Source organism: Frankia sp. CcWB2 (genome assembly GCF_977927585.1).
Map to the genome: position 1 here is coordinate 4,166 of NZ_CDWRCM010000032.1, position 13,462 is coordinate 17,627.

The following is a 13,462-nucleotide window of genomic DNA, read 5'->3' on the forward strand; positions in this document are numbered from 1 at the left end:
GGCTGTGGAGTGATTGAAGCTTTGGCGGACCGGGTAGGGCCCGATCGGCAATCGCCAACGCCTGATCGGCAATCGCCGACGGGGGTGAACCGGTGGGGCCGGGTGCCCCAATTCCCGCCCCCGGATGTCTGCAATGTCTACAACGTCTGCAATGTCCGCAATGGGACCACTTTCCATGGTCTGGCACGAGGCGGGAGCTGCAGCCCGGGCGGGGGTCGGGTGGGCCGCGAGGGTGCGATCTGTGTGGCCTCGGATCGTGCGATGTTCTTTCGGCAACATGCCAACATGTGATGTGCTTGCGTTGTCGAGCGCGGTGCGGCCGGTTGATCGGGGCCTTCGTGGCCGCGGAGGATCTGTGCCAGTTAGCGCTGACTGCTGCCCGTCAGTGCTGGTTCGTGCGCATCGCCGTTGTTTGCTCCGGACTGCGCTCATGTAACTCGGGGGCGGGTTCCGGTTGCGCGTTGCGCGCTCGCGAATGTCCGTCACTCGGTGCTACCTCGCCATCCTTTTGCGTTGAAGACGGGTGCCCCCGACCGGGCTAGTTCTTCACCCGCTACAGTTGTCCGCGCCCCCGGAACATTCCCCCGATGCCCGGACCGCCTACTCCAATGCGCCGGCCCGGTGTTGTCATCTGTGGTCTTCCGGTGACATGTCCCGATGGAACTCGACTACTCACCCCCCCGCACACGAGGCACTCGACTCCCGGGTGCCGGACGAGAGGACCGGATGCTCCAGAATTGGCCCATCCGCTCGAAGCTAGTGGTGATTCTCGTCGTCCCCCTGGCTGCGCTCGCGGTACTGAGCGCGATACAGGTGCGGGGGAACGTCGACAACGTGCGGGTCGCCAACCGCATCAAGGCACTCGCCGACTTCTCGATCAAAAGCAACGATCTGGTCCAGGCCCTGCAGGTCGAGCGGTACGCCACGAACTCCTATGTCGGTTCCAACTACATGGCCGTCGCTCAGGGGCAGGCGGCGCTCGCCGCCCGCGGCCCGGTGGACCAGGCCCTGGCCGTCTATCGGGCCGGTGAGGCGGCGCTGCCCGCGGCGGGTCGTGACACCCTGGCGACCACGCTCGTGTCGATCTTGGAACGCCTCGGCAAGCTCCCGGCGCAGCGTAAGGCGATCGACGCGCACCAGGCGCAGGTGGACCAGAACATTGCTTTCTATTTGGGTGCCGTGGACGACCTCCTCGCTCTCAACGCCCAGGTGGCGGCCGGAAGCCGTAACACCTCGTTGGTCAACGGTGCCACCGCACTGGTGAGTATCGCGCAGGCCAAGGAGCAGGTCGCCCACCAACGCGGCGCCGTCGTCCGCGTGATCCTCCTCCAGCAGACAGATGTGGCCACGCTGCGGGAGATCCAGACCAGGACCGGGGCGGAGGATGCCTGGCTGGCCCAGTTCCGCACCACGGCCACGGCGGACGAGCAGGAATTCTACAACGTGACGGTCGGCCGGACGATCTCGGCCGCCGGGACATTGCGTGACGGCACGGTTAACGCCGTACAGAACGGCCAGCCGCTGACCGTTACCCCGCAGATCTGGCTGCAGGCCTCCGACGCGAAGATCAATGCGATGCGGCAGGTCGAACGCCGGGTCGCGGCCGATCTCGGGACGGCCAGCGCGAACATCGCCAGTTCGGCCACCCGAGACGCGCTTGTCAGCGGTATCGGCGTGGCGCTGGTGCTCGTGGTGTCGGTGGTGATTTCTCTCCTGGTGGCGAGCCCGATGATCCGGGACCTACGCCGACTGCGCCGTGGCGCCCTCGAAGTCGCGAACGAGCGGCTGCCCGGAGTCGTCGACCGTCTGCACCGCGGGTCGCCGGTGGACGTGGCCGAGGAGGAATTCCCGGTCGAGGTCCGGAGCAAGGACGAGATCGGTCAGCTCGCCGAGGCGTTTGGCACCGTGCACGCGGTGGCCGTGCGGACCGCGGTGGAGCAGGCCGCGATGCGCAAGAGTATCGGGGACACGTTCCTCAACCTCGCCCGCCGCAGCCAGGCACTCATTCACCGCCAGCTCAAGGTGATCGACGCCTTGGAGCGCAAGGAGACCGACCCGGACGAGCTGGAGGAGCTCTTCCGTCTCGACCACCTCGCCACCCGTATGCGCCGGCACGCCGAGGACCTCATCGTGCTGTCCGGCTCCAAGCCAGCCCGTGGTTGGCGCCGGCCTGTCCCGGTCAAGGACGTCGTCCGTGGCGCCGTCGCCGAGGTGGAGGACTACACCCGGGTCCAGGTGATGTCGATCGACGGAGGGGCCATCAGCGGTCACGCCGTCGGTGACGTCATCCACATGCTCGCCGAGCTGATCGAGAACGCCACCTCCTTCTCCCCGCCCCACACGCCGGTGCATGTCTCCGGGCACGAGGTGTCGAACGGCTTCGTGATCGAGATCGAGGACCGCGGGCTGGGCATGAGTCCGGAGGAGTTCGACGCCGTGAACGAGCGGCTGGCCAACCCGCCCCCCTTCGACCTGTCGACCAGCGAGCGTCTCGGCCTGTTCGTTGTCGGTCGGCTCGCCGAGCGGCATTCCATCTCGGTGAAGCTGCGGTCCTCGCCGTATGGCGGCACGATGGCGATCGTCCTGGTGCCGACCACGCTGCTGCGGCAGGTCGACCCCGACGGGGAGGCCCGGCCGGAGCCCACGCAGATCGCCCCGCCGCTTGCCATGACGCGGGTTCCGGCTCTCGACGGCCCGGCCATCGACGAGGACCGGTTCCGCGGGTCGCTGGTGGACGCGGACGGCGACCTCGCCGGTCCCCCCGCGCTCTCCGAGGACGCGGCCGCGGCTGCGCACGGTCAGGACGAAACGCTCATCGACGATCTGCCGGTCTTCGCCACGGTGCGATCGAGCTGGTTCGTCGCCGACCGCCCGCGGCACCGTTCCAACGGCAGGCGTTCGGACGCTCCGCCGCGTCCCTTGACCCCGCGTTCCGACCCGGACAGCGGGCCGGGCGAGGAGCCCGGCTCCCGCGGCTTCGGTACCCCCCCGCCGCTGCCGTCGCGCCGTTCGCGTGGCGGCCGCAGGGCCGCGGGGGACCAGCCCCACCAGGCTGTCCCGGACCACCCCCAGACGCCCGGGTTGGACGACCCCGACGGCCCGCCGGCCCGTCCGGGGCAGGACGAATCTTTCCGGGACGAACCCTTCCCGGAGGAACCCTTCCGGGATGGGCCCCTCCGGGACGGACGGGACGTCCCCGGTCCGGGTGGCCACAACGGTGCGCCCGGCTCCGGCTATGGCGGCGACGGCGGACCCGGCGGCCGTGTCACCTCGCTGTTCGGTGACAGCCCCATGGCCAGGGAGCGGTCGCGCGGTGGTGACCTCGGCTCCGCCGACCCGGGGGAGGCCACCCGAACCGATCCGTTCACCTCACCGCTGGGCCGGCCGGTGGGGTACTCCGGGGGATTCCACCGCGAGGACGCCCCCGCCATGGGCCAGACGGTCGTCCCCCTCGGACGCCCGGCGCCTTCGGCCCGTTCAGACGAGTCCGCCGAGTCGGCCGGGCCCGGCGCGGACGGCCAGCCGCCCGTCAGTTTCACCGAGGTGGGCCTGCCCAAGCGCACCCGGCGGGCCAGTCTCGCGCCGCAGCTTCGCCGGGACATTCCCGAGGAGAGTTCCGGAATGCTCGCCGCGCAACGGAGCCCGGAAGAGATCCGCAGTATGATGTCGTCCTTCCAGAACAACTTTGGTCGTGGTCTGGCGGACGGCCAGGTTTCGAACGACGGTGACGATGTAGGAAAGGTGACCTGATGCGTCCGCTGGGGCCGTCCGAGAACATGAGCTGGTTGCTCAACAACCTCGTCAAGAAGGTGCCCGAAGTCACCTATGTGATTGCGCTTTCCTCCGACGGGTTGTTGCTCGCCGCCTCGTACGGGATGGACCGGGCGACCGCCGATCAACTGGCCGCGGTAGCCTCCGGATTCAACAGCCTGGCGCGCGGCGCGGGTCGTTTCTTCGGGGGTGGAAACGTTCGGCAGACCATTGTCGAGATGGACGAGGGATTCCTGTTCGTCACCGCGGTGGGGGACGGATCGTGCCTGGCCATTCTCAGCAGCCCCGGCGCGGACATCGGTCTCATCGCCTACGAGATGGCGCTGCTGGTGACCCGGGTCGGCGACTTCCTCACCCCGGAACTCCGGGCTCAGATGCAGTCCGCGCTGCCACTCTGACCTCGGCCCGGCGATCGGGTGGGGGTCCGATCGGTTGGTGGGTCAGCCGGTCGCCCCCTGCGCCATCACCGACCGGATGACAGCAGAATTCTCAAGGCAGGAGGACCGGATATGCCGCGCGATGACGAATGGTTCGACGAAGAGGCTGGTCCGGTCGTCCGCCCCTACGCTGTCACCGGGGGCCGGACACGGCCGACGAACCAGACGTTGGAGCTGGTCGCGTTGGTGACCACCACGCCCAACGGCCGGCTGATGATGCGGACGCTGGAGCATGAGCAGCGCGCCATCGCGCTGCTCTGCCAACGCGTGCAGTCGATCGTGGAGATCTCCGCTCGGCTGAATCTGCCGGTCGGGGTCGCGCGGGTCCTCGTCGGCGACATGCTCGACGCCGGCCTGGTAACCGTGACCCGACCGGCCCGACCCTCCGACCGCCCTTCCATTGCCCTCATCGAAAAGGTGCTCGATGGACTACAGGCCCTCTAGGACGGGGTCGCCGGAAACGGCGCCGCCGCATCCGGTAAAAATCATCATCGCCGGCGGGTTCGGAGTCGGGAAGACGACGTTCGTCGGTTCGGTGAGCGAAATTCAGCCCCTCACCACGGAGGCCGCGATGACGGCCGCAAGCATAGGGATCGACGACACCAGCGCGGTCGGCTCGAAGACGACGACCACGGTCGCGATGGACTTCGGTCGGATCACGCTTCTCGATAGCATTATTCTCTACCTTTTCGGCACCCCGGGCCAGGACCGGTTCTGGTTCATGTGGGATGAGCTCGTCCTCGGCGCGATCGGCGCGGTGGTCCTGGTGGACACGCGGCGGCTGGCCGACTCCTTTCCGGCCATCGACTACTTCGAGGAGCGCGACATCCCGTTCCTCATCGCGCTGAACCGGTTCGACGGTGCGCGGGAGTACCGGGCGGAGGACGTCCGGGCGGCGTTGGACCTCGATCCGCGCCGTCCGGTGGTGTTCTGCGACGCCCGGCAGCGGGAGTCGGTCCGGCAGTCCCTGGTGTCGCTGGTCCGCCACGCCCTCGACGTGGTGTCCGCGGAGGCGTCCCGGTCGGGCCTGCCCCAGCGGTCGGGGTGAGCGGCCGCGTCGGTCCGGTGGGCACGACTGGTCCGGTGGGCACGACTGGTCCGGTCGGCGTCCGTCGGCCACGTCCCGATCCTGCTCCGAGGAAGGGGAAGGTGCTCGATCTCTTCGGTATCGATGAGGTCACCCTGGCCGCCTATCGGCTGTGGCTGTGCCACGAGGTCCTGAGCGTGCCCGAGGTGGCGGAGATGCTCGGCGAGCCGCTGGTCGCCGCGGGGCGGGCGCGTGATCGTCTGGTCGAGCTGGGTCTGCTGCTGCCCTCGCGCGAACGGGCCGGTCACTACGTCGCGGTGCATCCCGAAGCCGGGCTCGACCACCTGCTCCAGGCGCAGCACGAGCAGCTGATCCGTCGCCATGAGCGGCTGCTCCTGGCCCGGGCGCAGATCAGCTCCTTCGTCTCGGACTACCTGGAGAGCCGTCCCGGCGGGGACACCGTCGAGGTAAGGCGGATAGACGGCGCCGACCAGGCCCGTGCGGAGCTGCTCGCGATCGTCGGGCGAGCCGAGCGGGAGGTGCTCGCGCTGCACACCCGGCGCGAGTGGTCCTCGGCCCTGACTCGCGAGGTGATGCCGGTCGAACTGCGCGCGTTGCGGCGTGGCGTGGTGATGCGCAGCGTCCTGCCCCGGTCGATGCGCCTGGACGAGCTCGGCGCCGGCTATGTGCGGACCGTGGCGGCGCATGGCCTGGACGCCCGGATGATCGACGATCCCCGACTGGACGCCACCGCGGTCGACGGGCGGATCGGCCTGGTCCGACTGGGCCGGGGGTTCGCGACCGGCCAGACCCTGCTCGTGCGCACCCCGGAGCTGACCGCCCTGCTGCTCACCCTGTTCGAACAGGTCTGGGAGGCCGCCGAACCGCTGAGCAGCGAGGCGATAGCCGCTCCCGGGGACGGTGACGACGCGCCGAGCGACACCGAACGGCTGCTGCTGCGTCTGCTCAGCCTCGGCATGAAGGACGAGGCGGCCGCGCGCCACCTGGGCGTCTCCGTCCGCACCGTGCGTCGCATGATCGCCGATCTGATGGCACGGTTGAACGCCCGTAGCCGGTTCCAGGCGGGTACCCTCGCCGCGCAACGCGGCTGGCTCTGAACGGGCCGGTTCTGAGCATCTGGCTCTGAACATCTGGCTCCGAACAGCCGGCTTCCGCGCCGCGGCGGCCCTCCGGCGATAGTCCCGGTCAGGTGAGAGCGGCCGACGTCGGCCAGACGAGGCCCCGGCTCCCCGACCAGAGAACACCATACTCGACCAGGCCGAGGCCGAGCGTGGACGACGTGGTTCCCACGAGATCGAGATCCCGGCTCTCCTCCGGTGGCGTATCGACCACCCCCGGGCACCGGGAAGCCCGCTCACGGTGGTTGTAGCCACGTTGTTCTTCTTGTGTGTTTCAGTTGGCGTTTGACTGCCAGGGCAACTTGCTGCCAGGGGAAATCCAGGACAGCCGCGCCGTGTGGCCCCATGCTCTCGATGAGTCAAAGAAGCTGACTGCTTCAGAAAGGCTGGCTGCTTCAGAAGGGTCGCTGGGCTGCCTCAGAAGGGTTGCCGGATGGGAAGCGGTGGTCGCGCACCGGTCACTCCTGCCTGGCTTCATGTTCGTCGGCGGATTCCCCCTGTCACCTGTAACGCGGCGCAAGGTGCCGAGGTCGGTCCGTCAGGGCCGGTCCGCCCAGCTGCCCATGCACACGGTACCCGTGCTTGCCATGCACGCGGTACCCGTGCTTGCCTGGGGTCAAACACACGTTTCCCAAGAACATGTCGAGGAGATTCTCGTGCCCTCAGCCACCGGTCCCTCGGTTACCGGTCCGCAGAACCCCGCCACGCCGTCCGGAGGCCAGTCACACCGGACTCTCATCGTGGCCAGGATGAACCCTGCCGACGCTCCCGCCATCGCGGCGGCCTTCGCCGAGTCCGATGCCGGAGAACTACCCGGAATCGTGGGTGTGACCAGGCGTGACCTGTTTCACTTCCATGGCCTTTACTTTCATCTGATCGAGGCTCCGACTAACGTCAGGAACACCGTCGAGAACGTCCATGAGCATCCGCTGTTCGTCGACGTGAGCAAAAAGCTCGGGAAATACGTCTCCGCCTACGACCCGGAGACCTGGCGCACCCCCGGGGACGCGATGGCGCAGAGTTTCTATTCGTGGACGGCCGGCTGAGCCCCCCGGTACACCACCGGGCTCCTGATACACGGCCGGGCTCCTGTACACCGCCAGAGTACCGGGCCCGCCGGCTGCGGCCGCGGCCGGTCATCAGCGACTGCGTCCTCGATTCCGCCCACAGGTACGCCCAGTTTTTCATGTGAACCCCGAAACCCGAAAATGAAAAAGGGAGTACGACATGCCCCGGCAATGGTCGGCCGATGCCCTGCTTGACTTCCTGGTCGAACAGGCCGGTCTGCCCTCGGACGAGCGGCCGACGGACCTGGACGTGACCTTCATCGACATCGGCCTCGACTCGCTCGCCTACCTCCAGCTCTCGGCAGAGGTGGCCGGGACCTTCGGGGTGGACCTCCCGGCCGAGCTGCCGGAGAGCTGGACCCTCGCCGAGATCCTGGCCACGGTGAACGCGGCTTTCGACCAGCACGAGACGGTCTGAATCCGCCGTTAGTTTCCACGTCCCCTACCTTCCAGGTCGACCGGAGCCGACGTGAGCGGGCACACTGACAACTCGATTTTCATCGATGCCGACATTGAAACCGTCTGGACCATCACCAACGATCTGAAATCCTGGCCGGACCTCTTTACCGAATACGCCTCGGTAGACATTCTTGAGCACCACGAGAACACCTTCAAGTTTCGCCTGACCATGCATCCCGACGAGAACGGGACGGCGTGGAGTTGGGTGTCCGAGCGGACACTCGACCCGGCCACCCGGCAGGTGCGCGCGTACCGCGTCGAGACCGGCCCGTTCGAGTACATGCACATCCACTGGAGCTACACGCCGGAGGGCACCGGCACCCGCATGCGCTGGGTGCAGGACTTCCACATGCGCCCGTCGGCGCCGGTGAACGACGAGCAGATGACCAACCGCATCAACACCAACACCGCCCGCGAGATGTCGGTGATCCGGGAGAAGGTCGAGCGGGCCGCCGCCGAGCTGCCCCCGGTCTCCCTCGCGCTGCCGGAACAAGTCTGAGGAGAACGAGACCGGTGACTTCCGTGACAGCGATTCCGAAGGTTCTCTGCATTCACGACATGACCCCCAACCGTCGGCGCGGCGGTGACGTCCGCACGCTGCTCTCCCCGGTGACCGTGGGTTCGACCTCGGGTTTTTTCGGCACCCTGACCCTTCAGCCGGGTGAGGTGGTGACCGAACACCTGCACCCCTACTCGGAGGAGTTCCTCTACTGCGTGCGCGGCATTGTGACCGCCCGACTGGACGGTCAGTACCAGGACCTGCCGGCCGACCACGGGGTGTGCATCCCGATCGGGATGCGCCACCGCGTCGTCAACACCGGCGAGGAGACCGCCTTCCTCGTCTTTCACCTCAGCCCGCTGGCACCCCGGCCCGATCTCGGCCACGTCGACACCGAGGTACCGTTAGACCCGGACGCCCCGCACGTCCCGGTCGCCCCGGTCGCCCCGTCGGCACCCACCGTCGACGCCTTGCCCCACGGGTCCGGACAGTGAGCGGACCAAGACGGACAGCGGTCACCGGGATCGGGGTGGTCGCCCCCGGCGGGGTCAACCGCAAGGAGTTCTGGACCCTGCTGACCGACGGCCGTACCGCGACGCGGCGACTGTCGTTCTTCGACCCGACCCAGTTCCGTTCCCAGGTGGCCGCCGAGTGCGACTTCGACCCGGCGGCGGCCGGCCTGACCGCCCGGGAGATTGCGCGTAACGACCGGTTCGTGCAGTTCGGCTTGGCCGCGGCGTTGGAGGCGGTCGAGGACAGCGGCCTGGACCTGCGGGGCGGCGGTGATGGCGGGGACGGCGGTGATGCCGGGGACGGTTCCGGGGACGGCCCGATCGTCGGCGTCAGCATCGGCAGCGCGGTGGGCGCGACCACTCGCCTGGAGAACGAGTACGTCGAGGTCTCCGACAGCGGGCGGGACTGGGAGGTTGATCCCCGGTACGCCAGCTCGTTCCTCTACCACGCGATGGTGCCGAGCTGCCTGGCCACCGAACTGGCCTGCCGGTTCGGCACACACGGCCCCGCCTTCGTGGTCTCCACCGGCTGCACCTCGGGCATCGACGCGGTCGGCTACGGCCATCAGCTCGTCGTCGACGGCGAGGCCGACATTGTCATCGCCGGTGCCTCCGACGCGCCGATCTCCCCGATCTCGATGGCGTCCTTCGACGCGATCCGCGCGACGACGGCCCGCAACGACGACCCCGAACACGCCTCCCGTCCCTTCGACGCCAGCCGGGATGGCTTCGTGATGGGGGAGGGCTGCGCCGTCCTCATCCTGGAGGAGCTCACCGCCGCCCGGTCGCGCGGTGCGCACATCTACTGCGAGGTGGGTGGGTACGCCTCGCGCTCGAACGCGTTCCACATGACCGGACTGCGCCCCGACGGGGTCGAGATGGCCGAGGCGATCCGGGTCGCGATGGACGCGGCGCGGGTCGGAGCCGACGACATCGACTACATCAACGCGCACGGATCGGGCACCAAGCAGAACGATCGGCACGAGACGGCCGCCTTCAAACGTTCGCTGGGACAGCGGGCGTATGACATCCCGGTCAGCTCGATCAAGTCGATGATCGGGCACTCGCTGGGCGCGATCGGGTCGATCGAGATCGCTGCCTGCGCCCTGGCGATCGAGAACGACGTCATCCCCCCCACCGCCAACTGGACCACCCGCGACCCCGAGTGCGATCTCGACTACGTCCCGAACATCGCCCGGGACCACGCTGTCGACGTGGCCCTGTCAGTCGGCAGTGGTTTCGGTGGCTTCCAGTCGGCGATCGTCCTCGCCGCCCCGACGCGATGAACGCCGCCGTGGAGGCCTCCGCCGCGACGGCCGCGGGGCCCGCCCACCGGGACGGTTCGCCGCAGGCCCCGGTCCGGCCGGTCGTCACCGGGCTCGGCGTCCTCGCGCCCAGCGGCATCGGGACGGAGGAGTACTGGGCGTCGACCCTGCGCGGCGAGTTGAAGATCGCGCCGATCAGCCGGTTCGACACCACCTGGTACGACGCCACCCTCGCTGGAGAGGTCGCCGGTTTCGCGGTGGAGGACCACGTCGACAAGCGGTACATCGTCCAGACCGACCGGTGGACCTGGTTCGGGATGGCCGCGTCGCGCCTCGCCATGGCCGATGCGCGCTACGACCCCGCCGCGCACGATCCGTATGCGACCTCGGTGGTGTTCGGCAGCGGGTCGGGCGGTGCCGACATCGGACAGCGCGAGCTGGGACGGCTGTGGACCCGGGGCCGCACCGCGGTGAGCGTCTATCAGTCGATCGCCTGGTTCTACGCGGCGACGACCGGGCAGACCTCGATCCGGTATGGTCTGAAGGGGCCGTCGGGGGTCCTGGTCAGTGACGGTGCCGGCGGAATCGACAGCCTCGCCCAGGCCCGGCGGATTATCCGCCGCGGCACGCCGACGGTGCTCGCCGGGGGGGCCGAGGCGAGCCTGACGCCCTATGCGATCATCGGCCATCTGTCCAGCGGCCGGGTCAGCACCGCGACCGTTGCTGCGGACGGCTACAAGCCGTTCGACGTCCGGGCGAACGGTTACCTGCCCGGTGAGGGTGGCGCGACGCTCGTGCTCGAGGATCCGGCCGCCGCCGCCGCCCGGGGAGCCCCGCACGTCTACGGCGAGATCGCCGGCTACGCCGCGACGCACGACGCCGCCCACCACGAACGCCCCGCCCCGGACGTGCGCTGGCTCGCCACCGCGATGCGCCGGGCCCTGCGCGACGCCGGCCTCACCCCGGACGACGTCGATGTCGTCTTCGCGGACGGCGCAGGTTCACCGGACCTCGATGCCCAGGAGGCGGCGGCGATCCGCGCGGTCTTCGGCGCCCGGACGGTCCCGGTGACGGCGCCGCAGGGCTTCGTCGGCCGGCTCCTCGCCGGCGGCTCGGCGTTGACGGTGGCCGCGGCGTTGCTGTCCATCCGGGACGGGGTCATCCCGGCGGTGGGCAACCTCGACACCCCCGATCCGGCCCATGGGCTCGACCTCGTGCGTACGCCCCGGCGTGCACCCGTGCGGGTGGCGCTGGTGAACGCCCGTGGCTACGGCGGTTTCAACAGCAGCCTCGTGGTTCGCGCCGTCGGTCCCCGCTGAGGGCGTACCCACCCGTACCGCCTGCCCCTGCCCGCTCACCTCACGACCCCTCACCTCACGACCCCTCGGCAGCCGACCCCTCGGCAGCCGACACCTCGACACAGGAGACAGTCAGCGATGTTCTCAGACCTGGCCGGGCGACGCGCCCTGGTTACCGGCGGTACCCGCGGCATCGGACGGGCCGTGGTGCTCGGCCTCGCCCGAGCCGGTGCGACGGTCGTTGCCGGCCACCAGCGCCAGACCGAGGATGCCGAGAGCCTGCGCCGCGAACTCAAGGACACCGGCGGCGACCATCTGCTCGTCCAGGCCGACGTCGCCGATCCGGGCCAGATCACCGAGCTCGTCGAGGCCACCGGCACCCACCTGGGCGGCCTCGACATCGTCGTGAACAACGTCGGCACGATCAGCCACATCCCCTACGCGCAGCTGCCCCTGGACGAGTGGACGCAGGTGCTGACCACCAACCTCACCGCCACTCACCTCGTCACGCAGGGCGCGTTGCCGCTGCTGGGGGACTCCGGCTCGGTGATCAACATCGGGTCCGGCTCCGGGGTGGTCGGTCTGCCGCTGCGGGCCCACTACACCGCGGCGAAGACCGGCCTGATCGGACTGACCCGCTCGCTGTCCAAGGAGCTCGGTGTCCGCGGCATCCGGGTGAACCTGGTCTCCCCAGGAGTCATCGAGACCCACCATGCCGAGGGCATCGACCCGGCCGTCAAGGCGGCCTACACCAACCGCATCCCGCTGGGACGCATCGGGACGGCCGAGGAGGTCGCCGCGGTCGTCCTGTTCCTGGCCAGCGACGTGTCGTCCTACGTCAACGGCGCCACCTTTGCCGTGGACGGAGGCATCTGATGGCCTCGACCCCGCCTTTTCGGATCATGCTGACAATGCGGATCCACCCCGGCCGGGAGGTCGAGTTCGAGCAGACCTGGCTGCGGATCGGCGACGCGGTCACCTCGCACCCGGCGAACCTCGGGCAGTGGCTGATCCGCTCGGAGGACGAGCCGAGCACGTACTACATCGTCAGTGACTGGGTTGACGAGGAGCAGTTCCGCGAGTTCGAGCACAGCGAGCGTCACCTGGTGCACCGCAAGGCGCTGCACCCGCTGCGCGCCAGCAGCTCGATGGTCACCGGTACCGTCGTCGCCCAGCTGGCCGGTACGGCCTCCCTGACCGTTCCGGCGGGAAGCTGACCGTGGCCGGCCCGGCGAAGGTTCGGGTCACGCTGTGGGCGGTTAACCCGCCCGGCGATCCCGGCGCGGTGGAGCGGGCTTACCACGAGATCAGCTTCAAGCTGGTCGGCACGCCTGGCCTGCTCGGTAACACGCTGCACCGGTCGGCGGCGGACCCGCCCCGGTTCGCGGTGGTCAGCGTCTGGGCGAGCATGGCCGAGTTCAACGTGTGGGAACAGGGGGCGGACCACCGCGGGACGACCTCACCGCTGCGTCCCCTGCAGGACCCGCAGCGCCCTCCAATGATTGACATCGAGGTCGCCGCGTACGGCCCGGACGGGCCCTTCGGGGACGATCTCACGGATTGATCATCAAGGTCCAGTAGTCGAGGTCCGGTGGCTGGGGACCGATCGTCGCCGCGGCTGTGCCGTGCGTCAGCCCCACCGCCCGAACGGGCGGTGGGGCTGACGCACGTGGACCACGAAGAACGTCTTTCGGATGATCTACGGATATCATGGTGGGCGTGGACGAGTCATCCCGCCGGTCCGACGCGGCGCGATTCAAGATTGAGGAGCTTCTGGATAACGCCAGGCATGGCCAGATCCGGATTCCTCGATTCCAGCGTGGGCTTCGTTGGATGTCGTCCGATGTCGAGAAGCTCTTTGACAGTATTTATAAGGGTTTTCCGATCGGCACACTTCTCTTCTGGCGCCGGGCTCCCCCGGCTGGAACTATGGAGATCGGCCCGATAAGGATAGCGGCGAACGCTCGTTCAGACCTAGGAGTCGAAAT

Annotated in this window: 15 protein-coding genes; all 15 read left to right on the forward strand. The window is 68.8% G+C overall.

Translation table 11 applies throughout. From position 1 onward, the window contains the following. Positions 1 to 726: 726 nt before the first annotated feature. Complete coding sequence (locus tag ACY45C_RS05590; RefSeq protein WP_462186582.1) at positions 727 to 3,750, forward strand: sensor histidine kinase; 3,024 nt, start codon at positions 727 to 729, stop codon at positions 3,748 to 3,750. Continuing rightward, on the forward strand, positions 3,750 to 4,169 hold the full coding sequence (locus ACY45C_RS05595; RefSeq protein ID WP_462186583.1) for a roadblock/LC7 domain-containing protein: 420 nt from the start codon (positions 3,750 to 3,752) through the stop codon (positions 4,167 to 4,169). Before ACY45C_RS05590 ends, ACY45C_RS05595 begins: the two co-directional genes overlap by 1 nt. Positions 4,170 to 4,280: 111 nt before the next feature. Continuing rightward, complete coding sequence (locus ACY45C_RS05600; protein WP_462186584.1) at positions 4,281 to 4,652, forward strand: DUF742 domain-containing protein; 372 nt, start codon at positions 4,281 to 4,283, stop codon at positions 4,650 to 4,652. Then, positions 4,633 to 5,256, forward strand: coding sequence for a GTP-binding protein (locus tag ACY45C_RS05605; protein WP_462186585.1), 624 nt, complete (start codon positions 4,633 to 4,635; stop codon positions 5,254 to 5,256). Before ACY45C_RS05600 ends, ACY45C_RS05605 begins: the two co-directional genes overlap by 20 nt. 101 nt (positions 5,257 to 5,357) lie before the next feature. Next, positions 5,358 to 6,353, forward strand: coding sequence for a LuxR C-terminal-related transcriptional regulator (locus ACY45C_RS05610; RefSeq protein ID WP_462186586.1), 996 nt, complete (start codon positions 5,358 to 5,360; stop codon positions 6,351 to 6,353). A gap of 758 nt (positions 6,354 to 7,111) precedes the next feature. Beyond that, entirely contained in the window at positions 7,112 to 7,420 is a 309-nt protein-coding gene (locus ACY45C_RS05615) for a TcmI family type II polyketide cyclase (protein WP_462186598.1), read from the forward strand. 181 nt (positions 7,421 to 7,601) lie between these two features. After that, a complete protein-coding gene (locus ACY45C_RS05620; RefSeq protein WP_462186587.1) occupies positions 7,602 to 7,859 on the forward strand; it encodes an acyl carrier protein in 258 nt (85 codons plus the stop codon). Positions 7,860 to 7,910: 51 nt separating this feature from the next. Beyond that, positions 7,911 to 8,399, forward strand: coding sequence for an SRPBCC family protein (locus tag ACY45C_RS05625; RefSeq protein ID WP_462186588.1), 489 nt, complete (start codon positions 7,911 to 7,913; stop codon positions 8,397 to 8,399). A gap of 59 nt (positions 8,400 to 8,458) precedes the next feature. Continuing rightward, complete coding sequence (locus ACY45C_RS05630; protein ID WP_462186599.1) at positions 8,459 to 8,893, forward strand: cupin domain-containing protein; 435 nt, start codon at positions 8,459 to 8,461, stop codon at positions 8,891 to 8,893. After that, on the forward strand, positions 8,890 to 10,197 hold the full coding sequence (locus ACY45C_RS05635; RefSeq protein WP_462186589.1) for a beta-ketoacyl-[acyl-carrier-protein] synthase family protein: 1,308 nt from the start codon (positions 8,890 to 8,892) through the stop codon (positions 10,195 to 10,197). Before ACY45C_RS05630 ends, ACY45C_RS05635 begins: the two co-directional genes overlap by 4 nt. Beyond that, the gene (locus ACY45C_RS05640; RefSeq protein ID WP_462186590.1) at positions 10,194 to 11,495 is read left to right on the forward strand and encodes a beta-ketoacyl synthase N-terminal-like domain-containing protein; all 1,302 of its coding nucleotides are present in this window, start codon (positions 10,194 to 10,196) and stop codon (positions 11,493 to 11,495) included. Before ACY45C_RS05635 ends, ACY45C_RS05640 begins: the two co-directional genes overlap by 4 nt. Positions 11,496 to 11,612: 117 nt before the next feature. Next, a complete protein-coding gene (locus ACY45C_RS05645) occupies positions 11,613 to 12,350 on the forward strand; it encodes an SDR family NAD(P)-dependent oxidoreductase (protein ID WP_462186591.1) in 738 nt (245 codons plus the stop codon). Next, the gene (locus tag ACY45C_RS05650) at positions 12,350 to 12,691 is read left to right on the forward strand and encodes an antibiotic biosynthesis monooxygenase family protein (protein WP_462186592.1); all 342 of its coding nucleotides are present in this window, start codon (positions 12,350 to 12,352) and stop codon (positions 12,689 to 12,691) included. The genes ACY45C_RS05645 and ACY45C_RS05650 overlap by 1 nt, the downstream gene beginning before the upstream one ends. A 2-nt stretch (positions 12,692 to 12,693) precedes the next feature. Beyond that, complete coding sequence (locus ACY45C_RS05655) at positions 12,694 to 13,038, forward strand: antibiotic biosynthesis monooxygenase family protein (protein WP_462186593.1); 345 nt, start codon at positions 12,694 to 12,696, stop codon at positions 13,036 to 13,038. 146 nt (positions 13,039 to 13,184) lie between these two features. Next, positions 13,185 to 13,462: DUF262 domain-containing protein (locus tag ACY45C_RS05660; RefSeq protein WP_462186594.1), on the forward strand; the 278-nt coding region annotated here is incomplete at its 3' end.

Coding starts and splice junctions, on each gene's coding strand:
- ACY45C_RS05590 (WP_462186582.1), top strand. CDS start 727: ATGCTCCAGAATTGGCCCATCCGCTCGAAGCTAGTGGTGATTCTCGTC.
- ACY45C_RS05630 (WP_462186599.1), top strand. CDS start 8,459: ATGACCCCCAACCGTCGGCGCGGCGGTGACGTCCGCACGCTGCTCTCC.
- ACY45C_RS05620 (WP_462186587.1), top strand. CDS start 7,602: ATGCCCCGGCAATGGTCGGCCGATGCCCTGCTTGACTTCCTGGTCGAA.
- ACY45C_RS05600 (WP_462186584.1), top strand. CDS start 4,281: ATGCCGCGCGATGACGAATGGTTCGACGAAGAGGCTGGTCCGGTCGTC.
- ACY45C_RS05595 (WP_462186583.1), top strand. CDS start 3,750: ATGCGTCCGCTGGGGCCGTCCGAGAACATGAGCTGGTTGCTCAACAAC.
- ACY45C_RS05650 (WP_462186592.1), top strand. CDS start 12,350: ATGGCCTCGACCCCGCCTTTTCGGATCATGCTGACAATGCGGATCCAC.
- ACY45C_RS05645 (WP_462186591.1), top strand. CDS start 11,613: ATGTTCTCAGACCTGGCCGGGCGACGCGCCCTGGTTACCGGCGGTACC.
- ACY45C_RS05605 (WP_462186585.1), top strand. CDS start 4,633: ATGGACTACAGGCCCTCTAGGACGGGGTCGCCGGAAACGGCGCCGCCG.
- ACY45C_RS05640 (WP_462186590.1), top strand. CDS start 10,194: ATGAACGCCGCCGTGGAGGCCTCCGCCGCGACGGCCGCGGGGCCCGCC.